The organism is Rhodococcus koreensis, from assembly GCF_900105905.1.
GTDB classification, from domain to species: Bacteria; Actinomycetota; Actinomycetes; order Mycobacteriales; family Mycobacteriaceae; genus Rhodococcus_F; species Rhodococcus_F koreensis.
In genome coordinates, this window is sequence record NZ_FNSV01000005.1 from 5488308 (window position 1) to 5509696 (window position 21389).

Consider the following 21389-nt stretch of genomic DNA (forward strand, 5'->3'; position numbering starts at 1 on the left):
CCCCGACTTCGATCCCCTGATCTGGTCTGCCGGCCGGTGTTTGATATCAACCAGTGCCGCGATGTCGAGGACACCCTCGAAGACAGCGCCGGCGATGATCAGCCGCGGCCACTCGACCCGAAACCATGCGGTGCGTAGACCGGGTCCCCGGCAACGCGGCTCAGATCGGCGGCTCGTCCGCGTGTCGCGCCGAAGTTAAGTATCTTGAGATACCTCAGTATGTTGAACCGAAGGGACACCATGACCCGCACCATCGCAGTGGTCAACCATAAGGGCGGCTCGACCAAAACCACGAGCACGGTCAACCTCGCCCAGGCCCTCGTCGAAGCCGGCTACACCGTCCGCGTCGTCGACCTCGACCCGCAATGCAACGCCACTACCTGGCTCGGCGCCACGCCCGAAGCGGTCGACAACGATGTCCTGTCGGTACTCATGCTGGTGGCGAGCATCGAGGAAGCGACCACCATCACCGCGTCCGGGATCCACCTCGTTCCTGCCACCAAGGAACTCGATTCCGTCGGGCCTTACTTCCTCAAGAAGCCCGGTGCCCACGGCATCCTGCGCAAGGCCCTCGCCGGCGCCCCCGATGTCGACTTCAACCTCCTCGACTGCCCCGGAGACTTCGACCACCTGACGATCAGCGCACTCGTCGCCTGCACCGAAGTGCTCGCCGCTGTCATGACGGGCGCCATGGAACTCGAAGCGCTCATGCGGATCGAGAACTACATCACCCAGCAGGTCGAGTTGCTCAACCCCACCGCGCGGCTCAATCACATTCTGTGCGGCCGCGTCGAACTCGGCCAGGTCATCGACCAGCAGGTCCTCGCCGCGCTCCGCGAGACCTACCCCGACCAGACGATGCGCACCATCATCCCGAAGTCCGTCCGTGTCAGCGAAAGCTACAGCGCCGAAGAACCCGTCGTCAGGTGGGCACCGTCCTCCTCCGCATCACGCGCCTACCGCGACGCCGCCCGAGAACTCGTCGAAAGGATGCCCTGATGACCGCGACACGTAAGCCCGGACTCGCGAGCAACCCCCTCGAACGCCGCGAACAGGCCCGCGCAGGCGCCCACCCGGACGGGACGTACTCGCGGACGCGTCGAAAGGACCTCCTGGTGGGCGTGACACGTGAGCCCGGACTCGTGAGCAACCCCCTCGAACGCCGTAAGCGGCGGCTGCCGAACCTCGTCGAACAGTGCGTGGACGTCGCGCAAGTAGGAGCTCTCGGCGAGGAAAAGATGACCGCGAAACGGGCCCCCGCAGGCAAGAAGCAGGTTTCCGTCTCCATCGAGACCGCCAGGGTCGAGCACGGCAAGGACGCCGTCGCCGCCATCGGCCACATCGCCGGCGCCCCCCAGAGTTGGTCCGACCTCGTCGACGAAGCCCTCACCCACTACCTCGCCGTTCTCGAACGCAGGTACAACAATTGCGAACCCTTCCCCCCGCGCAACGCCGAAACTGTCCGGAGACCACGCCGCTGAGCCATCCTGCCGGTAGCGGCGCGCGCGCACCTGGGAAAGCGGCGCTGCAAGGCCTGCACGCGGCAGCCGATACCGCCGCGCTGCCGCACGAAATACGCATCTGAACCGGCGCGCTTTTGTCGAGCGCAGATCGCCTGGTCGCCGATGAAGCATGCGCCCGAAGCACCGGTGTCGGAAAAGTTCCTCGAAAAAATCCGGGACGCGGTGTCCGATCGGGGCGGTGGCGTTCGTGGACGGGGTGAGGCCGCCCACGAGGGGCGGCGCCGAGGCAAAGGAACCGCGACCATGAAGCTCACCACCATGACCCAGGTCACCCTCGACGGAGTGATGCAGGGCAACGGCGGCGCGTCGGACGAGGACCGCAGAAACGGATTCGAGCGCGGCGGATGGGCCCGGGGCAAGGGCGACAACGAGACCCACGCGTTCATCAACCAGACCTACCAGCGCGCCGACGCGTTCCTGCTCGGCCGCCGGACCTACGAGCTGTTCGCCGGCTCCTGGGGGTCCTTGACGGAGCAGGACGTCCCCGGCTGGGAGCCCGTCATGCGGGCATTGAACACACAGCCCAAGTACGTGGCATCGACCACGCTCGCCGATCCCGAATGGCCGGACACCACCGTCCTGTCCGACGACCTCGCCACCGCCATCGCGGACCTGAAGGCCACGCCGGGCGGTGAGCTGCAGGTGCACGGCAGCGGCGAACTGACCCGGTGGTTGCTGCAGAACGATCTGGTCGACGAGATGACCCTGATCGTCGTTCCCGTGGTCCTCGGCCAGGGCGCGCGGTTGTTCCCGCAGGCCGGACCGGACCTTGCACTCGAACTGGTGGAGTCGCGAGTCGACTCGAAGGGCGTGACGATCCAGGTCTTCCGGCCGGCCGGGCGCCCCCGGTACGCGACGGCGTGACGTCCCCCAACCGGTACACCACCACAGGAGAGGATCTTCCGATGCAATATCTGGTTTCCGTGATCGACGACAAGAGCAATCCCGGCAGCACCGACCGGCAGCCTGGCATCAGCGCGTTCAACGAACGACTGATCGCCGAGGGCTACTGGGTCTTCGCCGGCGGACTCGCAGACACCACCACGGCCACGGTCATCGACAACCGGGGCGAGCAACCGGTGTTCAGCGACGGGCCGTTCGTGGAGTCGAAGGAGTACCTTGCCGGCGTCTGGGTTTGGGAGGCCCCCGATCTGGATGTGGCGCTCGCGCTCGCCACCGAGGCGTCGAAGATCTGCGATCGCAAGATCGAGGTGCGGCCATTCCACTGAGCGACGCCCGCGAGGCGGTCACCCGGGCCCACCACGAGGAGTGGGCCCGGGTAGTCGCCGCACTGACCAGGCGTTTCGGTGACCTCGACATCGCCGAGGACGCGGCCGCCGAGGCGTTCGCGACCGCCGTCGAGCGATGGCCGGCTGACGGCGTGCCCCCCAACCCCGGAGCCTGGCTCACCACCACCGCCAACCACAAGGCGATCGACCGGATCCGGCGCGAGAACAAGCGCGACGACAAGCACAAGGAGGCTCAGGTGGTGCTTGACGATGACCCGCCCGAGCCGCTCGGCGCCATCGACGACGACCGGCTCCGGCTGATCTTCACCTGCTGCCACCCGGCGCTGGCGATGGAAACCCGCGCGGCGCTGACGTTACGCATGGTCGGCGGTCTGACCGTGCCCGAAATCTCCCGCGCGTTCCTGGTAACCGAGAGTGCGATGGGGCGGCGGATCACCCGCGCGAAGGACAAGATCAAGGCGGCGCGTATCCCCTATCGAGTGCCGTCCGCCGACGATCTCCCCGCACGGGTGTCCGGTGTCCTCGCTGTGCTGTTCCTCGTGTTCAACGAGGGCTACCTGACCACCGGCGCCGACGCCGATCCGGTACGTGACGACCTGACCGCCGAGGCGATCCGGCTCACCCGCCTGATCCGGGACCTGCTCCCCGACGATGGGGAGGTGGCCGGATTGCTGGCGCTGATGCTGCTCACCGAGGCCCGCCGCACCGCCCGGGTGTCGGCGAGCGGCGAACTGGTCGCTCTCGACGAGCAGGACCGCGGGGCCTGGGACGCGGCACTGATCGCCGAGGGGCACCGGCTGGTGCGCGAGCGCCTGGCCGCTGCCGCCGCCGGGGTGGCTCCGGGTCGCTACCAGATCCTCGCCGCGATCAACGCCGTCCACACCTCCGCCCGCGACATGCGCGACACCGACTGGTCGCAGATCCTCGCCCTCTACGACCAACTGGCCCGCATCGACCCCTCGCCGATCATCGCACTCAACCGGGCCGTCGCCGTCGCCGAATTCGAGGGCCCGGAGGTGGCACTGGCAACCGTCGACCGTCTCGAGGACAAGTTGGCCGGCTATCACGCCTACCACGCCACCCGCGCCGACCTGCTACGCCGATTGGGTCGTAGTGAGCAGTCGCGCGCCGCCTACGACAAAGCCATCGATCTGGCCGGCAACACCGCCGAGACTGCCTACCTGACACGACGCCGCGACCAACTGCGGTAGCGCCCACCGATCCCGGCCCGCCACATACGGCCGACGCGGTGCCCGTGAAGATTCCGAACACTTGCTCCTACCCGACATCAACCGGGCATGCAGAAGCCACGAGCGCGGTTCACAGTTGCGCCAGCATGGGGAAGAGGGCAATCGCGGAGACGGTGATGCCCGCTGCCCCGGCGACGACGCCCAACAGGGCCCGCAACGACGCTGCCTCGTCGTCGACATCCGCGGACCGCGACGTTGCGACGGCGCCGCAGACGACCGCGGCTATTCCCAAGATGAAGCCGAGACCGACCACCCAGAACGACGCAACGGACACAGCCCCCAAGGCGATCGAGACGGCAGGCAACCGCGAACCGTGCTGTTTCCCTGTCTCGTCGGTGTCGACGGAGGAAGACATGCAGTTGTCGGCACGGGGGCTGTGGGGGACGGCGGCGGTCATGATCCTCCTTCGTACGGATGGCGCATCGGGTCGGCGGGCTCGGTTTGTGACGTAGACCCCACCAAGAAATTAGCACTCATGCCGCGTGAGTGCTAGCTCTTTTTGCTAAGTAACTTGCCTCGGTACTTTGTCGGTCTCACATGTGGTGTGCGAGATCCGGTCCGTCGACGAAGATGTCGACCGTCAGTGGTTGCTCACCGCCGTATTTCGCGAAGTCAGATACCCCGGCCTCTGCGAGGACCTCGACGTCGAGGAGGGTTCTACCGTTGTCGGTGCCGGCGGGGCGGCTGAGGAGTTCGATTGCCGCGTCGGCCATGATCTCGGGTGACCGAGAGTGGTGCAGGCCGTCCCGGCCGCCGAGCAGGTTGCCGACTGCCGCGGTGGCGATCGTGGTCTGCGGCCACAGACAGTTGCAGGATAGGTTCGTGTTCCGGTACTCGGCTGCAATACCCAACGCTGCCAACGTCATTCCGTACTTGGCGAGCATGTAGCCCGGGTGCGCGCCCAGCCACTGCTGTGACAGATTCAGGGGAGGCGACAATGTCATCACGTGCGGGTTGGCGGACTTCTGAAGGTAGGGCAGGCAGGCTCGAGTCAAGGCGAAAGTGCCGCGAACGTTGACTTGCTGCATCAGATCGAATCGTTTGAGTGTGAGGTCTTCGGTCGGTGACAGGTCGAGCACGCTCGCATTGTTGATCACGATGTCGATGCCGCCGAAGCGGTCGACGGCGAGATCGACGGCCGCCGCGATGTCGTCGTCATTGCGGACGTCTCCCACCACGGGAAGGGCGTGTCCGCCGAGTTCGGTCAACTCGCTGACCGCGGTATGGATGGTTCCCGGTAGCCGGGGGTCGGGAGTGCCGGACTTGGCCAGCAGGACGACGTTCCCGCCCCGGCGTGCGATTGCGCGCGCAATCGCAAGACCGATGCCGCGGCTCCCTCCGGACATGACTGTGGTTCTTCCTCGGAAATTGCTGGGGTCGTTCAAGGTTGATTCCTTCGTCTGTGGCGGCCCGTGCGGAGTGGCGGCTGACCGAACGACTCCACGATAGGGAGCATTCGAGACCGTGGCGACGTCCTGGAGAAATCAAGAATGCTCGCCTATTTGTCCGGTAAGGACAAATAGCGCGACAGTCGGGTGTCGAGGAAATTGGGTTCGCTGATTCGCAAATATCCAGGTAGGGAACGCCTGAGGTGATGGTTGGGGGATTCGTCGTCCATTGGCACCGAAGACCGATATTGTCTTCGCATGGCATCGAACGAGGAACGAGCCGCATTGCTTGTTGCCAGAATCGCGCGTTCGCTCAACGAGCGGCTGGTGTCGCTGACGGCGGACATCACCAGCGTGCTCTACGCGGAGATCCCGGATCTGCGGGCGGACCGCCAATTGTTCGATCTGCTGGGGGCGAGCGTGGAGGGCAACCTCGACACGATCTTCCATACCTTGCAGCACAACATCGCTCCCGAGGATCTGGACGCACCGGCCGCCGCCTTGGAGTATGCGAGAAGGCTCGCCCAGCATGGCGTTCCCGTCAACGCACTGGTTCGCGCATATCGGTTGGGGCAAACCAATCTGCTCGGGCTGGTTTTCGACGAGTTGCGTGCAGCTTCGGTGCAGCCGGAACTCAGCATGCCGGTGCTCGAACGCATCATCACGGTCATGTCTGTCTACATCGACAGGGTGTCACAGCAGGTGGTGACCGTGTACGAGCGCGAAAGGGAACGGTGGCTCGCTCATCGGAGCAGTGTCCGCGCCGTGCGTGTTCAGGAGATTCTGGCGGGCAACGCACTTCCTGATGCAGGGGCCGCCCTGGGTTATGTTCTGCAGCAGAGTCACTTGGCCGCGATCGTCTGGAGCTCCGACTCCGATGCGTCCGACATGCTGTCCCGAATCGAATCTGCGGCACACGATTTCGCGAGCCATGTGGGCGCGGTAGCCGACCCGCTGTTCGTGGCCGCAGACCGGGTGACCGGCTGGGTGTGGGTTCCGCTCGGCTCACGGGCACGTCCCGAGCGGGCGCAGGAAGATATGTGCGACTTCCTCGAGCGGAGGCATCCCGGACTGGTCGTGGCGCTCGGTGCCGCGGCCGCGGGAATCGACGGTTTCCGGCAGTCCCACGGTCAAGCGCAACGTGCGCGAGCCGTGGCCATTGCGGCGGGGCGGAGCGCACCGGTCGTGACCGCATACGACGAACCCGGAGTATCGACGGTTGCCCTGTTGATCGAGGACTTGGTGGCCACCCGCGCCTGGGTGCGCGGCGTTCTGCGCGGACTCGCTGCCGACAACGAGAATTCGGCCAGGTTGCGCGAGACCGTGCGGGTCTATCTCGCCCACAACCTGAGCAACGTCGCTGCCGGAAAAGAGCTTGATCTCCACCACAACTCGGTGAAGTACCGAGTGAAACGGGCAGCCGAAGTGCGGGGTAAGGACTTCACCGGAGATCGGCTGGACGTCGAACTCGCACTGCTCGTGTGCCAATGGCTGGGACCCGCGGTCCTGATCCCGGACTAGGTCACCGCCACCGCGGTGGGTGACGCAAGTCTTGACACAGCGTCAGCCGCGACGTTTGACTGGTCATAGGTTATCTCGCCGGATGGTGCTCTGGGAGGTTGACGTATGCGCGGCACAGGTTTGGCGGGACATCGACGCGGAGCAACCCCCCACCGCAGGATGTTCTCGGTACTGGCACTGGTGGGCGTGTGCCTTCTCTCCCTGGCAACTGCCGGGACGGCCGGCGGTGAACCGGCTGTCGGCACCGGGTTCGCGATCCCCTTCTCCGGGGACCCCGGCTACGAGGGTCTGGCGCCGACGCAGGTGACGAGCCCGGGTCAGCTCAACGCGCCGCTCGGTCAGCAGGTGGCGGACGAGATCGCCAGGCAGATCGGGCTCGACCGGTCCGACGCGCTGTCCGAGCAGCAGTATCGCGACCTCATCACCGGCGGCGGAGTCGGCGGCAGCAGCGACGCCGCCGAGGTGATCGATGCGTGCGCCCGGATCCTCACCAACACGAACGGCCGTCCCCTCTATTCCGACGTCGACGGCCGCAACACGCCGTCGGTTCTGGCCAGCTACGGGCTCTACGTGAACCCGAGCGGACTGCTGGAAAGTCCGGCCAACGCCGACGCGCCGACGAGGCAGGTGAACTCGTTGATCTCTCCCGGCGGTTTCGTGGGCACCTGGTTGAGGAACAACGGTGCGACCCACACCCTGATAGCGCTGTACGAGTCGGCGTACACGGTGCAAGCGGCCTTTGGCTTTGCAGCGCAACAGATGTCGGGCGAAGCTCAACTGGTGACGAACACCAAGGGCGGTGTGAGCGCGGAGGTCGGCATGTCGATGGCGCCGCCGCTGTGGATTGTGAACTTCGCACTGCTCTACGTGCTGCAGCCGTCCCTGGCGGCCGCGATGCCCGCCTACTGGGCTCCAATTCCTGCGGCGGTTGCCGACGCCGTACGGTCGAGCCCCACCGGCCAGGTTCCTTTCAGTGACTATGCGTCCTACTTTCAGTGATCCGATTTCGGGTTCGACCCACTGCCGCCTCGATCGCGTCGCTGCGAATCCGGATTCTGCGGAGGTACCTTGGTCGGAGGCGCGCGTGAGATGAAAGTGACGGCTCCATGGCTCCCGGTGACAGGACGAATGCGGGAAATCTTCCCCATGAGCTGACGAGTTTCGTCGGCCGTCGCCGTGAGGTCGTCGAGGTTCGCAGTCTGCTGTCGGTGTCGAGGCTCGTGACGTTGACCGGTATCGGGGGTGTCGGGAAGACCAGGCTCGCGTTGCGGGTCGCCGCCGATTCTGCTCGTGCGTTCGAGGACGGCGTGTGGTTGGTCGAGTTGGGGGAGGTGTACGAGCCGGGTGCGGTCGTCGACGCGGCGCTGTCGGCGTTGGGGCTGCGCGAGGGCGCGGGCGTCGCACCCGAGGCATTGCTCGTCGAGTATCTCGAGCCCCGGAAGTTACTGCTCGTCCTGGACAACTGTGAGCATCTCGTCGAACCGGCCGCCGACCTGGCCCGTCCTCTTCTGCGCGCCTGCCCGGAGCTTCGGGTTCTCGCGACCAGCCGGGAACCTCTCGGCATCGGGGGAGAAGCGGTGTTCCGGGTGCCGCCGCTGACCATGCCGGACCCCAACCGCCAGACCCAGGCCGCCGGGGAGTTCGACCACTACGAGTCGATGAGTCTGTTCGCCGAGCGCGCGGCGATGGCGGTCCCGGGCTTCGCCATCACCGAGAACAATCAGGACGTGGTGGCGCGGATCTGCCGTCGACTGGACGGCCTGCCGCTCGCGATCGAGCTGGCGGCGGTCCGGCTGCGGGCGATGTCGGAGGATCAGATCCTGCGACGGTTGACGGACCGCTTCGGCCTGCTGACCACGGGCAGCCGTGGCGCGCCGGTCCGGCAGCAGACCCTGGCCTGGTGTATCGACTGGAGCCACGAGTTGTGCTCGCCCGCCGAGCGGGAGTTGTGGGGCCGGCTGGCGGTCTTCTTCGGCAGCTTCGCGCTCGACGCGGTCGAAGGCATCTGCGCCCACACCTCGGCGGCGGACCAGGTGGTGGATGTGGTCGGGTCGTTGATCGACAAGTCGATTCTGATCCGGGAAGAGGCCGGGGGAACGGTGCGGTACCGGCTGCTCGAGACGCTGCGTGATTACGGTACGGAACGGTTGCAGGAGACCGGGGAGTTCGCATCGCTGTTGCGACGGCACCGGGACTGGTACGAACACCTGGTGCTGCGGGCGGAGTCGGAATGGATCAGCTCGCGGCAGGTGGGCTGGCTGGTGCGTCTGGACGCGGAACTGCCCAATATTCGTGCGGCGCTGCAGTTCTGCCTGACCGGTCCGACCGAGGCGGGGGCGGGGCTGCGCATGGCGGCGGCGTTGTACCCGTACTGGCGGGTGCGCGGCCGGTTGCGGGAGGGCATGCGGTGGCTCGCGCAGCTTCTGGCCGTTCAGGGCGGCACGGCCGACGTGGAGCGGATCAAGGCGTTGTACGTGCTCAGTGTGCTGTCCGGGCTCAACGGCGACCCGGATGCGTCGGCGCTGTATGCCGAGCGTGGAGCCGCGATGGCGGCGCAGCTCGGTGATCGTCTCGGCGGGGCGCTGATGGCCGATGCCGCCGGTTGGCATGCGCTGTTCACCGGCGAGTCCGCGGCAGCGTGCGAGTATTTCGAATCCTCGCTCCCCGTGTTCCGGGAGCACGGCAACCCGCTGTATCTGATGTGGTCGCTGCTCGGGCTCGCGCTCGCTTGTGACGCGGCCGGAGACCGTGCAAGGAGTGAGGAGTGTCAGCGGGAGATTCTGGCGGTCACCGAGTCGCGGGGCGAATCGGTGTACCGGGGCTGGTCGTTGTGGGGTGCGGCGATGGGGGCGTGGCGGCGGGGCGAGGGTTCCCGTGCGAAGGATCTGGTGACGCGGGGGTTGCAGCTCGCGCGGTTGGTGGACGACCGCATCAGTGCGATGGGGTGTCTGGAGCTCCTGTCGTGGATTGCGGTGGACGACGGGGCGCCGCGGCGCGCGGCCAGGTTGATGGGTGCCACCGAGGCCCTTGCCCGCACGGTGGGGAGGCAGAGCACGATTTTCCCGAACGCACACGTCGAGCACGCCCGGTTCGAGCAGGAGGCCCGGCAGGCGATCGGTGACCGCGGATTCGAGACGGAGTTCCGGCAGGGCCTCGGAACGCGGTTCGACGACGCCGCGGCGTTTGCCCTCGAGGAGACGGGACCTTCCGACAGCTCGGCCGAGCCGGGGGCGACGAGTCTCACGCGACGCGAACAACAGGTCGCCGAACTCGTCGCCGAGGGCCTGACGAACAAGGCGATCGCGGCCAGGCTGGTCATCTCGCAACGCACCGCGCAGGGGCATGTGGAACACATCCTGTCCAAACTGGGCTTCAACTCCCGTGCGCAGATCGCGGCGTGGAGCATCGAGCAGAAGCGCGGCGAGTAACGCTGATCGCACGCCGGCCCCGGGTGACTGAGCGCGACAGCGCTCCTGGTCGCCCGCCCACACCCTGCCGAAGGGGTTGTCGTCACCCCCTACGATTCCTCGGGTGACCGATTACGACGATCTCGACATGTTCGGTGGCCTCGACGCCTCCACCCTGCCACCGCGCCAGCAGCGGATTCTGGCCACGATCCGGGACTGGGTGGCGGCACACGGATGCTCGCCGAGCACCCGGCAGATCGGGGACGCCGTGGGCCTGCGGTCGACGTCGTCGGTGTCCAAGCACCTGAAGAGTCTCGAGGAAAAGGGCTTTCTCCAGCGAGGCTCGGCGATGGCCCGGCAATTGGACGTGCGCCCGTTCCTGTCCGAGGCGAAGCAGGGACGCTCGTCCGACAACAACGTGACGGTGCCGGTGGTCGGCGACATCGCGGCCGGCGCGCCGATCCTCGCGGAGGAGCATGCCGACGAGATGCTGACGCTCCCGCGCGAACTCGTCGGCTCCGGCACCGTGTTCGGGCTGCGGGTGCGCGGCGAGTCGATGATCGACGCCGCGATCTGTGACGGCGACGTCGTCGTGGTGCGCCGCCAGGACGAGGCCCATTCCGGTGAGATCGTCGCCGCGATGATCGACGGCGAGGCCACGGTGAAGGTGCTCCGGCGCCGCGACGGCCACGTCTTCCTCGAGCCCCGTAACCCTGCCTACACCGTCATCGACGGCGACGACGCGGTCGTCCTGGGCAAGGTGGTCTCCGTGATGCGGCGGATCTGAGGAAGCCCTCTCAGCGGCGACGATCCGTCGGCCAGGGCCCACCCCGGAGCGGCCGGTCGGCGAGCGCTCGCGTCTCGTTGTCACGGAACCGTGGTTCGTAGTGGTGGAAGAACACCGTGCCGACCAGGTCTCGTCGGCTGTGCACGCCGGTCTTCTCGAAGATGCTCTTGAGGTGTTGCTGGACGGTGTGCGCCGACACGGAAAGTTCGGCGGAGATCTGCGACGTCGACGCCCCCTGCAGCACCAGAGTGGTGACTTCCTTCTCCCGCTCGGTCAGCCCGTACGCCGACATCAACAGGGGATGGAGCCGACTCGGATGCGCGGGCTCGACGATCACGGCGATCCGCCGTCGCCCGGTAGAGGAGAGGCACGCACCGTGAAGCACCACCCAGGATCCTGAGCGTGAGAGCACCCGGGAGAGCGCGACCTCGCCGAGGTGATCGCGGTCTTCTGCCGAGCGCAGCGCACGGGCGGCGAGGGTGATCACCGCGGGCGGCAGCTCGCCTCGGTCCCAGTTTCCGCCGGGGAGGTCCGCCATCCACCGGTCGACACCCGGGGTGACCGATTCGACGTCCCACTGGTCGTCGAGCACGATCAGTCCCGGCGAATCGGAGTACTCCGGCTCCGCGGCCTGCCCGCACAGCAGCGCGCGGCGGGCGCCGCCTGCGAGGGTCGGCGAAACCTCTGCGAGAAAAGACTTCTCGGATTCGGTGAACATCGGCATGCCTTCGGCACGGTAGAGGGACAGCGCTCCCCAGGTCTCGCCCGAGCGGGTGCGGAGGCGGGCGATCAACTCCTGATCTCCGCCGAGCGTGCGGTTCCGGCGCCAGCGCGGGCTGCGCGACGGATCACCCCCGGCGGCATCGTGCAGCGTGGAAAGCCCAGTAGCCGAACGCATCACGCCGGGTACCGACTGGACGTCGTCCTCGTAGTACTCGGCGGCCAGCCATTCGCCGGGGAACTCGTCCATGCCGAGGTGGTGATGGCTGGTCATCAGCAACGACACCGGGTCGAGAGTGAACCAGCAGGGTGTCCAGAAGTAGGGGACAACCCCGGCAACGACTTCCGACGCGTCCTGCCACAACGCGATCAGGCCGCGCGGTGCGGCGCACAACTGTGTGATCTTGTCCGCCGCGCACTGCATGGAATCCACGCTCACCCGTCAATGGTACGAGTCCGGATCGGCCGCCGGGAATACCACATTTATGGAATGGCACCCCTGCCGCGCCGCGCATAGCGTCGGTGACATGTCCAAGTCCGATACCGCGACCGTACGTCTGAGTCCGCCGCCGCCCGCACTGATGCGGCTCGTGAATCCGGTGGTGCGGCGTGTGCTCACGACCCGGTGGTCGGGCCGGCGAATTCGACGCCAGGGATTGATCGAGTTCACCGGGCGCCGCACCGGCCGCACCCTGCGTGTACCGGTGTGCCTTCACGACATCGACGGTGAGACGCTGATCTTCACCGAACGGCCGTGGCGGTTCAACTTCGCCGGTGGTGCAACCGTGACGGTGACCCGACACGGCCGCGTCCGACGGGGCCGTGCCCTGCTGCTCGACGTCACGCCCGCCGAAGCCGGCGCAGCGTTCCGGGCGGCTCTCGACGACGGGGCCTCGCCGTTCGAACTGGGTCTGAAGGTTTCCCGTGGATACGTCCCTTCCGCAGCCGACCTGGCCGGGATCGCCAGGTCGTTGATCCGCGTCGACTACGATCAGTGAGGAGAAATCTCATGCTTATCAACAGAATACGACACGACATCGCGGTTCTCGGTGATGCGTTGGAAGTGCCCGGAATCGGACATCTGCCGGTGAACGCCTACGTCCTGCTGGCCTCTGAGCCCGTCGTCATCGACACCGGACTGAGTCTGCCCGGCCGGGACTTCATGGACGCGCTCGGAACCGTGCTCGACCCCGCCGACGTCGAATGGGTGTGGTTGACCCACCCGGACCGCGATCACACCGGCGCGCTGTTCGACTTGCTCGATCAGGCGCCGCACGCGCGCCTGATCACCACCTTCGCCGCTGTGGGCATCATGTCGTGCGAACGGTCCGTCCCGTTGGACCGGGTGTACCTACTCAACCCGGGGCAATCCCTCGACGTCGGCGATCGCCGGCTGACCGCGCTGCGGCCGCCGCTGTTCGACAATCCGAGCACGGTCGGCTGCTACGACGACCGCAGCGGAACCTACTTCTCGTCAGACTGCTTCGGGGCCCCGATGGAGACCGCCGAACTCGCCACCGCCGACGACGTCGGCTACTGCGTTCCCAGCGTGGTCCGCGCCGCCCAGCACCTGTGGGCCACCGTGGACAGTCCCTGGGTGCACACGGTGGACGAAGCCAAATTCTCGGCCACCGTGTCGACGTTGCGGGACCTCGACCCCCGGCGAATACTCAGTACTCACCTGCCGCCGGCGGAGGGGCGCACCGCCGAGTACCTCGACATGCTCGCCGCGGCCCCGCAGGCCGATCCCTTCGTCGGGCCCGACCAGTTCGCGCTCGAACAGATGCTGGCGGGCTTCGAACCCGCCCACTGACAATGTTGCCGAATCCCGACCACGCCTGGTTGACATCTCGGGCGCGACGACGAGCCTGGTGGCCAGGGCGCCCCGGATCTCCGTTGTTCCCACCTGACAGAGTCTGGCGCAGACTGGGTCGGCACGGTCCCACGGCTACACCCTCGAGGTCTGCCGGGTTCGTCGGCTGTGGGTTAGCCAATAGCACACGCGAGTCCTTAGGCGGTCGGCGCGGACCATCAGGGTCTCGATCGGGGTGTGTACGCCGAGGTTGCTATCTACCGAGGTGCCAGAGTGTTCGAGCCGGCGACGGTGCCGCGCGGAGTTTGAGGGTGCACAACTCGGCGAGCCGGCGTCGGACGCTGTCGTTCACGCCGGGGTAGTAGGCGAGGAATGCTTGCAGTCGCCGGTAGAACTCGGTGGGGAGGACGCCGAACTCGGGAAGTATGTGGTCGTCTCCGCCTCCGAAAGGTGCCCATTTGACAGCGAAGTCGAGCATGGTCAGTTCGTCTTCGGTCACGTCGTCTCCGTTCTTTCCAGCATGACAAAACGGGAGTGCAGGCGTGGCCGCGCGATTCCTCGCCCGGCCACGCCTGCGTAGCTGGCCGAACCAACTCGCCCAACCTCGCTACAGGTCGAGGACCAGCCGTTCGCCTTTGGCGCGGGACACGCAGATCATCATCGACGTGCCCGCCTCCCGCTCGTCGTCGCCGAGGAGTAGGTCGCGGTGGTCGGGCACCCCGTCGAGGACCTTGGTCTCGCAGGTGCCGCACAGGCCCTCTCCGCAGGAGGTCGGGACGATGATTCCGGCGTCGGCCAGTGCTTCCACGATCGACTGGCCCGGCACCACCGAGCAGGCCACACCACTGCGTTCGGCGACCACGGTGAATGCATCGTTCGGACCGTCGGTGACTGTGCCCGAGAACCGTTCCAGGTGGAGCGATCCGGCGGGCCACGGCTTGCACAGCGCCTGCACGGCGTCGAGCAGGCCGGTGGGACCGCAGCAGTAGACCTCGGTGTCCGGCAGCGGTGTGCCGAGCAGCCCGGGCAGGTTCACCAGCCCGAACTCGTCCTCGGGCACCAGCTGCACGCCGTCGCCGTAGCGCTCGAGTTCGTCGGCGAACGCCATCGTGTCACGGGATCGCCCGCCGTAGACGAGTGTCCAATCGATGCCTTCGCGCTCAGCTCGTCTGATCATTGCGAGAATCGGGGTGATCCCGATTCCGCCGGCGATGAACAGGGCCCGGCGCCGGGCAGCGAAGGCGAAGTTGTTCCGCGGCCCCCGCACGGGGATGACGTCGCCGACGCGCAAGCGGGTGTGCACGTATTCGGAGCCGCCGCGGCTCTGCGGCGCGCGCAGCACCGCGATCTCGTAGACCGACGGGTCCTGCGGGTCGCCGCACAGCGAGTACTGGCGCACAACTCCGTTCGGCAGCATCACGTCGATGTGTGCGCCGGGCTCCCACTCGGGCAGCACGGTTCGGTCGTGACGCTCCAAGCGCACCTGTCGCACACCCGATGCCGGTGATGCGACGGCGGTGACCTGGAGCGAAAACTCGGCGTCACTGGTCATCACGGCCGCCGAAGGTGATGGTTTGCGCGATGTCCCAGCGCCCGGTGAGGTATGCGGAAGCAAGCTGGGCCTGGAAGGCGCGGACGCCGTCCTCACGCGCGTCGAATGGCCCGGGCCGGTAGCCGTTGCCCAACAGCCCCTGGTACACGGACTCGCAGGCTGCGAAGTCCTGCCGATTGGTGATGTCCCAGAACCCTGCGGCGTACGAGGGGTCGAAGCCGGGGCGTTCGGCCACCTCCCGTGGGAAGAGCCAGGAGCACTCCACGAACGTCTCACCGGGAGACAGCGGCACCAGGCGGTGGGTCATTACGTAGTCCGGCTGCAGGGTCAGTAGCAGGTTGGGTGCAAGCATGAAGTAGATCGTCCGACGGGCCTGCTCGTCGCTGATCCCGGCGATGCGTTCCCCGCCGCTGCGGCCGTCGAGGCTCATGGTTTCCGCGTCATCGCGCAGTTCCAATGGTCCACCCAGCCACATGCCGGTGTGCCGCAGACCCATTGCGGTCTCCGGCGGGCTGACCCGGCAGAGCTCAGGGTGGATCGAGGGGCAGTGGTAGCACTCGAGGTAATTCTCGATCACCAATTTCCAGTTGGTCTGGAGCGTATAGCTGTGAGACTCGCCGACGACCATGTCCGTGGGATCCCAGGGGGCGACGACATCGGTCAGATTGCCTACCCACTCACCGAAGTCGGGGGCATCGTCGGAGGCGTTGACGAAGATCCAGCCGAACCACTCGACTGCGCGCAACCCGATGAGGGGCCACTCGTCCGTTGCGAAGTTGTCCGTGCCGGTGAACCGCGTCGCGGAGCGGAGTTCGCCGTCCAGTTCGTAGACCCACGAGTGGTAGGGGCACTGCACCAGACGCTTGTTGGTGCACGAGTCCACCGCCAACAGTTCGTGTCCCCGGTGTCGGCACGCGTTGTAGAAGGCGTGAAGGGTGCCGGAACCGTCGCGGGTCAGGAGGATGCCCTGGGTCCCGACCCGCACGGCGCGCTGGTCGCCGGGCTTGCCGACGTCGTTGCTGCGCCCCACGCAGACCCACGCAGCTTCCAAGAGGTGCTTGCGTTCCCAGTCGAGGACCTCGGGTGAAAGGTAGGCCTCCGCCGGAAGCGTTCGTGCGTCGGAGAGGTGTTCCTGGAGCACACAATCCAGCGCATCAGCGGTGAGGGGTGCGGGCGGGAGGGCGGTGGTCATGTCATCGTCTCCATCATTGGGGGAGCTGGAATGGATGACAATGAACTTAATCACTATTTCGGACCGTCAACATATTCTCGTGCACAGTTCGCGCCGCACGTTCTGTGCACGGTCACAGTTATCTCCGGATGGTGGCGTATGTCCTCAGGAGTTCGTCGGAGACCGGGGTCTGCAGCCCGAAGGCAACCCCGAACGGGTCGACGAGCACGGCGAACGGGCCCATCGCAGAGTCGGTGGCCGGCACCCGGACTCGTGCACCGAGGTCGCTCAGGCGTGCGACCTCCGCTTCCAGATCGAGGACCCGTAGGAACGGGATCCAGTGTGGCGGAACGGCAGAAGGCAGGACGTCCAACATGTCCACAACACCGGCCACGGGTCGATCCGCAGACACCAGTAGGCGGTAGTTGCCCGGGCTGGGCGCCGGCTCGTCGATCAAATGACAGGACAGCGTCTGGGCGTAGTAGGTTGCTGCCTCTTCGGCCAGCGGCGTGTACAAGTCGACGAAGGCCACGTCTCCCAGCCGCTGACTGTGCGGTCGGGAACCGGGAACGTCGGTCAGCCCGAACAGCGCCCCGTCGGGCGCGGAGTACACGGGTTGGTCCCGGCCGTCGACGGGAACGGTGCCGGCCGGACGTGCCCCGAGGTCGAGTGCTCGGCGACCGGCGGCCACGTGGTCGTCGGTACCGAAGCAGGGTACCCAACATCCCTGCGGTGGCACGGGTACATCACCAGCCGATACGAACGAGATACGCTGCCCAGGGCCGTCACTGCCACGCCCGTGGTCCATGGCCAGGGCGTAGAACGCCCGGCCGCCGGATGTGTCGCCGCCCACGAAAAGTACGGTGTCCGAGGTGATCCCGACACTGCCTGTCATTGTGGTCCCCGCCCGTCGAGAAGTGACGACAGATCTGCGGTGGAGCCTAGCTCCCAGCAGGTCGTGGCCAGCCAGAAATGGGTGCGGCTGCTCGGCGAATCGATGTCACGGCCGGTGAGCTCCTCGATCAGTCGGAGCCGGTTGCGTAAGGTGTTGCGGTGCACGAACAGTGCCGTGGCGGTTGCCGCCGGTGCTCCGTCCTCGGCCAGGTAACGGCGGAGTGTGTCCACCAGTGCGGTGCCGTGCTTCTGGTCGTACTCGAGGAGCGGGGCCAGTGCCTCGGCCGCCAGATCGCGCAGTGGCAGACCGGCTTCGATGCCGGCGATCAGCAGCGCTGTAGCCAGGTCCTGGATCCGGTGCACGTGCACACCGTAGCCCTCGGCGAGGGCGTTACGCGCCTCGAAGTAGCCCAACCGCAGTCCACGTACTCCGACGCGCGCTTTGCTGACCCCCACACGGGCATCCGACCCCAGGCTGGAAAGGTGGTCGTGGCACAGCCGCGCCACGAACAGTCCGGCTCCCTCCGGGACGACCAGGACGACGCGGTCGTCCACGATTGCTCGCAGGTGCGGGTCGTGTTGCTGGCTCAGTAGAGTGTGCAGGTTCCACGGGTAGGAGCGGAGCCGCCGAGGCGGACAGGCCACCGAACCGATGACGACCTCGTGCGCTTTGCCGGCGTCCAGGCCGTGCTCGCCGAGCCGCCGTGCGGTCTCCTGTTCGCTGGACTGACCGGCGATGACGTCCTCGAGGATCTGGCCGAGTAGCTCCCGTCGTCCGCTCAAGACGGCGTGGCGGCGCGACAGTTCGATACCGGCCAGCGTCGCGGCGAACGAGAACAGCGCCGGGGGCACGTCCTGTCCTCGCGCGCACAGCACGGCGACCGGCTCGCCTTCCAGCTCCACCGGCCGGAGCACGCAGTCGGCGACCACGTCCCCGGTCGGGGGTGAGGCAGCGACCAGTTCTTCGGCCGGCCACTCGGTCCGCGCAGGCACACTGACCAATACGCCACCGCGTAGGTCGATCACGGCCACCGGCGCGGCCGAGATCCCGTGTAGCGCGTTCACCAGTGCATGCAGTGGCCGTTCGGCGGTCAGTGTGTCGGCCAGGATCCGGTGGTCGGCGAGTTCAGGGTCGGCCGACGTCATACCGTGCATCCTACGCACTGGGCCACGTGGGTCACCTGAGTCGATGTCGCCGCGGATCCGGAAGTAAATGCGCTCCACGAGCTGCCGATGTTCGCCCAACCGGCGAGCCTGTTGCCGGGATCAGGGGCGGTGGAGCGTGCAATCCCATGCACAAGTGGCTCAGCGCCGCGCATGACGGAGTCTACTTCTCGTTCGCTCGACGTGGCTGTTCTTCCGGGGACGGGGCGAGACCGGAGTCGACGACGGCATCGCGAAGGAATTGCAGGACCTTCCGGGTGATTTCCCAACGGAGCTGAGCGGCCGGCAGGACTGTCCAGTAGTGCCCGGTAAATGTGACGTCCTCGGGGAGAACTCGGACCAGGGACGGGCGTCTACGTGCGATGTAGGTGGGCATGACGGCAATCCCCACACCGGCCAGTGCGGCTTCCTCGTGTACCAGGAGATTGTTGGACTGTAACCGAATGATGTTGGGCAGCATCGGTCTGAGAGCCGCGAAGTCGGGCACGGCTGCGAGAGGGTCCTCCGCGTACCAGCACAGGACGTGCTGTTGCAGATCCTCGATCTGTCCGATCGTGGGGTGTGTGTGCAGGTAGTCCTCGGTGGCGTAGAGCCCGATCTCGTAGGCAACGAGTTCTTGGACTTTGACCCGGGTAGATGTGGGTTTGGTGCGGACCACCGCCGCGTCGAAGGACACCCCGTCCCGGCTCGCCAGGGAATCGGCCGTCACGATACGCAGGATGACCCCGCTCTCGGCGATCAAGCGTCCGCAGCGCGGTGCCAGGACGGCCGCGGCGAACCCGTCCGGAGCGAGGATGGTCCATTCCTCCGGACCCGACACGATCGGGTCGCCGTCCGCGAACACATCGACACCGAGGGAAACCATGCGCGCTGCCGGCAGGAGACCTTCGCCCGTGGGTGTCAGCTTCCAGCCAGTTCCACTCCGGCTGAACAGCCGGGTTCCGAGCGCTTTTTCCAGCCGACCGATTCGGCGGCTGACGGTTGTGTAGTCAACCCCCAGCTCCTGGCTGGCGCGGACCAGGGTCTTGGCTTCGGCTACGACGTGGAAGTACTTCACGTCTTCCGCATCCACTCTCATCCGGTCCCTCAATGTCGATTTCACTTCGATGCGTGCCCTCGCCACCGGGGCCTACCCCGATGGCGAGGGCACCGTCCTCTACGAGCTACTGGTGACCTCACGCCCGATGCCGAGGCTGGAATCGTGGCCAGCGCGGTATCGGCCCGGAACCTGCCGGTCGGTCATCGTCCGCGCAGGATCCTCACAGACGTCCCTTCTCGAGTTCGGTTGGCGTCATCGGGTCACGGTTCGTCGAGCGGGTAGGAGAGGAACGCATCTGCTTCATCTCGTGCTCGAGGGCGAGCGCGTCGGCACCCTGGGGCATCGCCGGAGCGGGGAGCCGCCAGAGCATTGGAAGTTTGTCTTGAACAACACGTCGATACGCATAGAGCACGACCGAGAACAGCAGGACGGCCACCGCGACGAGGGACTCCCGGGCGCCGCCGTAGCCCAGAAGCTCGGGATTGAGGACGCCGATCACGGTGATGAATACGTTGAACACCACCAGGACGGCCACGACCGGAATCCACGCGTTACTCCGCCGAATCGGCCGCGGCCAGTTCGGGCGATCTTTGCGTAGCAGGATGAAGGCCGCCAAACCCAGGATGATCGCCAGCAGGTAGCCGAGATTGCTCGCCAGCAGGATGCTCACCGGATGCCCCACCAGGACCATGACGGTCGCGTTGAGGAGCACGTCCAGCGTCAGGGATCGGCCGGGCACACCCCACCGGTTGACCCAGTCGAGTTGCTTGATGGTCATCCCTTCCTGGGCAAGGCCGAACAGCGCGCGGCCCCCGTCGGCGGTAGTGGAGATGATGGAGATCAGCAGGGCCGAAGCGATCACGATCGTTCCGATCCAGGCCGCGCCACCGAATGCGTGGTCGAACGCCACCGCGACATAGTTCACCGGGTTGTCCCGGACCACGCCCTCGCCAAGACCACCCGCGAGAGCGGTCGGGACGACGACGAACAACACGATCATGAACAACGAAATTCGCGACATGGCCTTGGAAGTGTCGCGGGCGGTGTCCTTGTACTCGGGTGCGAAAGACGCAACGATCTCGCCCGCGTAGATCGTCCACGCGGTCACGTAGAACACGACGGCGACAGTTCGCCAGTCGCCGGCCACCGACCACGACAGGTTGGCCGTCGACCAATGGATCGACGGGCTGACCAGGCACGCCACCGTTATTACGGCTAGACCTGCGACGACCAGCAATCCGAGCACCTTGTTGACCGTGGCACCGAATTTCAAGCCGAAGTAGTTGAAGGCCCAGGCGAACAGCATGGCACCGAGGGCGAAGAGGTGTTCGAGCCCGAGTTGGTTGCCGAAGATGCTGAAGGCGACAGTGTTGTCCTGAAACCAGGTCGCCTCGATCAATTCGCCGAAGACCACGGAGGCCATGGAGATGGACAGTGACCAACCGAGCCAGTAGCCGAATGCGGCGATAGCTCCCAGTGGGGCGAAGTATTTCTTCCAGCCCTCGATTGCGTAGCGTGCGACCCCTCCGGAGTCGCGGGGGAACATTGCCGCCATCTCCGCAAAGACTTGGCATTGCAGGAAGCTGATCACCGCTCCGATGAACCAGATCGTAATTGCGGTCCACGCACCGACTACGCCGAGTAGGTAGCCGAAGGTCACGAACAACCCAACTGGCAGGGTCAGCGCCATGGCCATGCCATCGCGCCAGGTGAGCTTCTTGGCGAGTCTTCGATCGCCCATGCTGTTTTCGGTCATGTCTCGTCCTTCGTTTTTATTGTCCCCCCGAGCTAGGTCGACGCGATCGTCGGGATCGGCACCTTCTGGTGATCTGTGTGGACGGCAGGCCGGGACGCCAGGCCGCGGCGAGCGTCCCGGCCCTGCATGTCTAGGTCTTCACCCCGGAATTCGC

21 protein-coding genes are annotated in these 21389 nt (G+C 66.4%); 11 read left to right on the plus strand and 10 right to left on the minus strand.

All coding sequences use genetic code 11. The features are described from left to right. Positions 1-240 precede the first annotated feature (240 nt). From BLV94_RS29515 to BLV94_RS29535, 5 genes are all read left to right on the plus strand, one after another. A complete protein-coding gene (locus BLV94_RS29515; RefSeq protein ID WP_072947251.1) occupies positions 241-999 on the plus strand; it encodes a ParA family protein in 759 nt (252 codons plus the stop codon). Beyond that, the gene (locus BLV94_RS29520) at positions 999-1481 is read left to right on the plus strand and encodes a hypothetical protein (protein WP_072947250.1); all 483 of its coding nucleotides are present in this window, start codon (positions 999-1001) and stop codon (positions 1479-1481) included. Before BLV94_RS29515 ends, BLV94_RS29520 begins: the two co-directional genes overlap by 1 nt. 285 nt (positions 1482-1766) lie before the next feature. After that, the gene (locus tag BLV94_RS29525) at positions 1767-2387 is read left to right on the plus strand and encodes a dihydrofolate reductase family protein (RefSeq protein ID WP_072947308.1); all 621 of its coding nucleotides are present in this window, start codon (positions 1767-1769) and stop codon (positions 2385-2387) included. Between the two features lie 41 nt (positions 2388-2428). Continuing rightward, complete coding sequence (locus BLV94_RS29530; protein WP_072947306.1) at positions 2429-2752, plus strand: YciI family protein; 324 nt, start codon at positions 2429-2431, stop codon at positions 2750-2752. Continuing rightward, on the plus strand, positions 2749-3984 hold the full coding sequence (locus BLV94_RS29535) for an RNA polymerase sigma factor (protein WP_072947307.1): 1236 nt from the start codon (positions 2749-2751) through the stop codon (positions 3982-3984). The genes BLV94_RS29530 and BLV94_RS29535 overlap by 4 nt, the downstream gene beginning before the upstream one ends. 109 nt (positions 3985-4093) lie before the next feature. Here BLV94_RS29535 and BLV94_RS29540 read toward each other — a convergent pair whose 3' ends face one another. Together BLV94_RS29540 and BLV94_RS29545 are read right to left on the minus strand one after the other, a co-directional pair. Further along, positions 4094-4420 (minus strand): hypothetical protein, encoded by a 327-nt coding sequence (locus BLV94_RS29540; protein ID WP_241031391.1) that lies wholly within the window; start codon positions 4418-4420, stop codon positions 4094-4096. 136 nt (positions 4421-4556) lie between these two features. Next, entirely contained in the window at positions 4557-5408 is an 852-nt protein-coding gene (locus BLV94_RS29545; RefSeq protein ID WP_072947249.1) for an SDR family oxidoreductase, read from the minus strand. A gap of 261 nt (positions 5409-5669) precedes the next feature. Between BLV94_RS29545 and BLV94_RS29550 the strand changes: the two genes are divergently transcribed. The 4 genes from BLV94_RS29550 to lexA all read left to right on the plus strand — a co-directional run bounded on the left by BLV94_RS29550 (position 5670) and on the right by lexA (position 11126). Next, positions 5670-6932 (plus strand): PucR family transcriptional regulator, encoded by a 1263-nt coding sequence (locus BLV94_RS29550; RefSeq protein ID WP_072947248.1) that lies wholly within the window; start codon positions 5670-5672, stop codon positions 6930-6932. 105 nt (positions 6933-7037) lie between these two features. After that, on the plus strand, positions 7038-7931 hold the full coding sequence (locus tag BLV94_RS29555) for a hypothetical protein (protein ID WP_072947247.1): 894 nt from the start codon (positions 7038-7040) through the stop codon (positions 7929-7931). A 107-nt stretch (positions 7932-8038) separates the two neighbouring features. Then, positions 8039-10360: an ATP-binding protein gene (locus tag BLV94_RS29560; protein WP_072947246.1), complete on the plus strand. Its 2322-nt coding sequence runs from the start codon at positions 8039-8041 to the stop codon at positions 10358-10360. 103 nt (positions 10361-10463) lie between these two features. Continuing rightward, entirely contained in the window at positions 10464-11126 is a 663-nt protein-coding gene (lexA, locus tag BLV94_RS29565) for a transcriptional repressor LexA (RefSeq protein WP_072947245.1), read from the plus strand. A 10-nt stretch (positions 11127-11136) separates the two neighbouring features. On the opposite strand, the gene BLV94_RS29570 is transcribed toward lexA, so the two are convergent. Next, on the minus strand, positions 11137-12270 hold the full coding sequence (locus tag BLV94_RS29570) for a helix-turn-helix transcriptional regulator (RefSeq protein WP_072947244.1): 1134 nt from the start codon (positions 12268-12270) through the stop codon (positions 11137-11139). Positions 12271-12373: 103 nt separating this feature from the next. Between BLV94_RS29570 and BLV94_RS29575 the strand changes: the two genes are divergently transcribed. Together BLV94_RS29575 and BLV94_RS29580 are read left to right on the plus strand one after the other, a co-directional pair. Next, complete coding sequence (locus tag BLV94_RS29575) at positions 12374-12844, plus strand: grhN (RefSeq protein WP_244163685.1); 471 nt, start codon at positions 12374-12376, stop codon at positions 12842-12844. A gap of 11 nt (positions 12845-12855) precedes the next feature. After that, positions 12856-13659: an MBL fold metallo-hydrolase gene (locus BLV94_RS29580; protein ID WP_072947243.1), complete on the plus strand. Its 804-nt coding sequence runs from the start codon at positions 12856-12858 to the stop codon at positions 13657-13659. A gap of 253 nt (positions 13660-13912) precedes the next feature. On the opposite strand, the gene BLV94_RS29585 is transcribed toward BLV94_RS29580, so the two are convergent. The 7 genes from BLV94_RS29585 to BLV94_RS29615 form a co-directional block, all read right to left on the minus strand. After that, positions 13913-14158: a hypothetical protein gene (locus BLV94_RS29585; RefSeq protein WP_072947242.1), complete on the minus strand. Its 246-nt coding sequence runs from the start codon at positions 14156-14158 to the stop codon at positions 13913-13915. Between the two features lie 108 nt (positions 14159-14266). Beyond that, the gene (locus BLV94_RS29590; protein WP_072947241.1) at positions 14267-15211 is read right to left on the minus strand and encodes a PDR/VanB family oxidoreductase; all 945 of its coding nucleotides are present in this window, start codon (positions 15209-15211) and stop codon (positions 14267-14269) included. Continuing rightward, positions 15201-16403, minus strand: a complete 1203-nt coding sequence (locus tag BLV94_RS29595; RefSeq protein ID WP_072947240.1) for an aromatic ring-hydroxylating oxygenase subunit alpha — start codon at positions 16401-16403, stop codon at positions 15201-15203. The genes BLV94_RS29590 and BLV94_RS29595 overlap by 11 nt, the downstream gene beginning before the upstream one ends. Positions 16404-16521: 118 nt before the next feature. After that, positions 16522-17073, minus strand: a complete 552-nt coding sequence (locus BLV94_RS29600) for a VOC family protein (protein WP_072947239.1) — start codon at positions 17071-17073, stop codon at positions 16522-16524. Between the two features lie 200 nt (positions 17074-17273). Continuing rightward, positions 17274-18422: a PucR family transcriptional regulator gene (locus tag BLV94_RS29605; protein WP_072947238.1), complete on the minus strand. Its 1149-nt coding sequence runs from the start codon at positions 18420-18422 to the stop codon at positions 17274-17276. Between the two features lie 181 nt (positions 18423-18603). Beyond that, on the minus strand, positions 18604-19518 hold the full coding sequence (locus BLV94_RS29610) for a LysR family transcriptional regulator (protein ID WP_083395706.1): 915 nt from the start codon (positions 19516-19518) through the stop codon (positions 18604-18606). Positions 19519-19699: 181 nt separating this feature from the next. Beyond that, positions 19700-21235, minus strand: a complete 1536-nt coding sequence (locus tag BLV94_RS29615; protein WP_072947236.1) for an APC family permease — start codon at positions 21233-21235, stop codon at positions 19700-19702. Between the last annotated feature and the right edge of the window lie 154 nt (positions 21236-21389).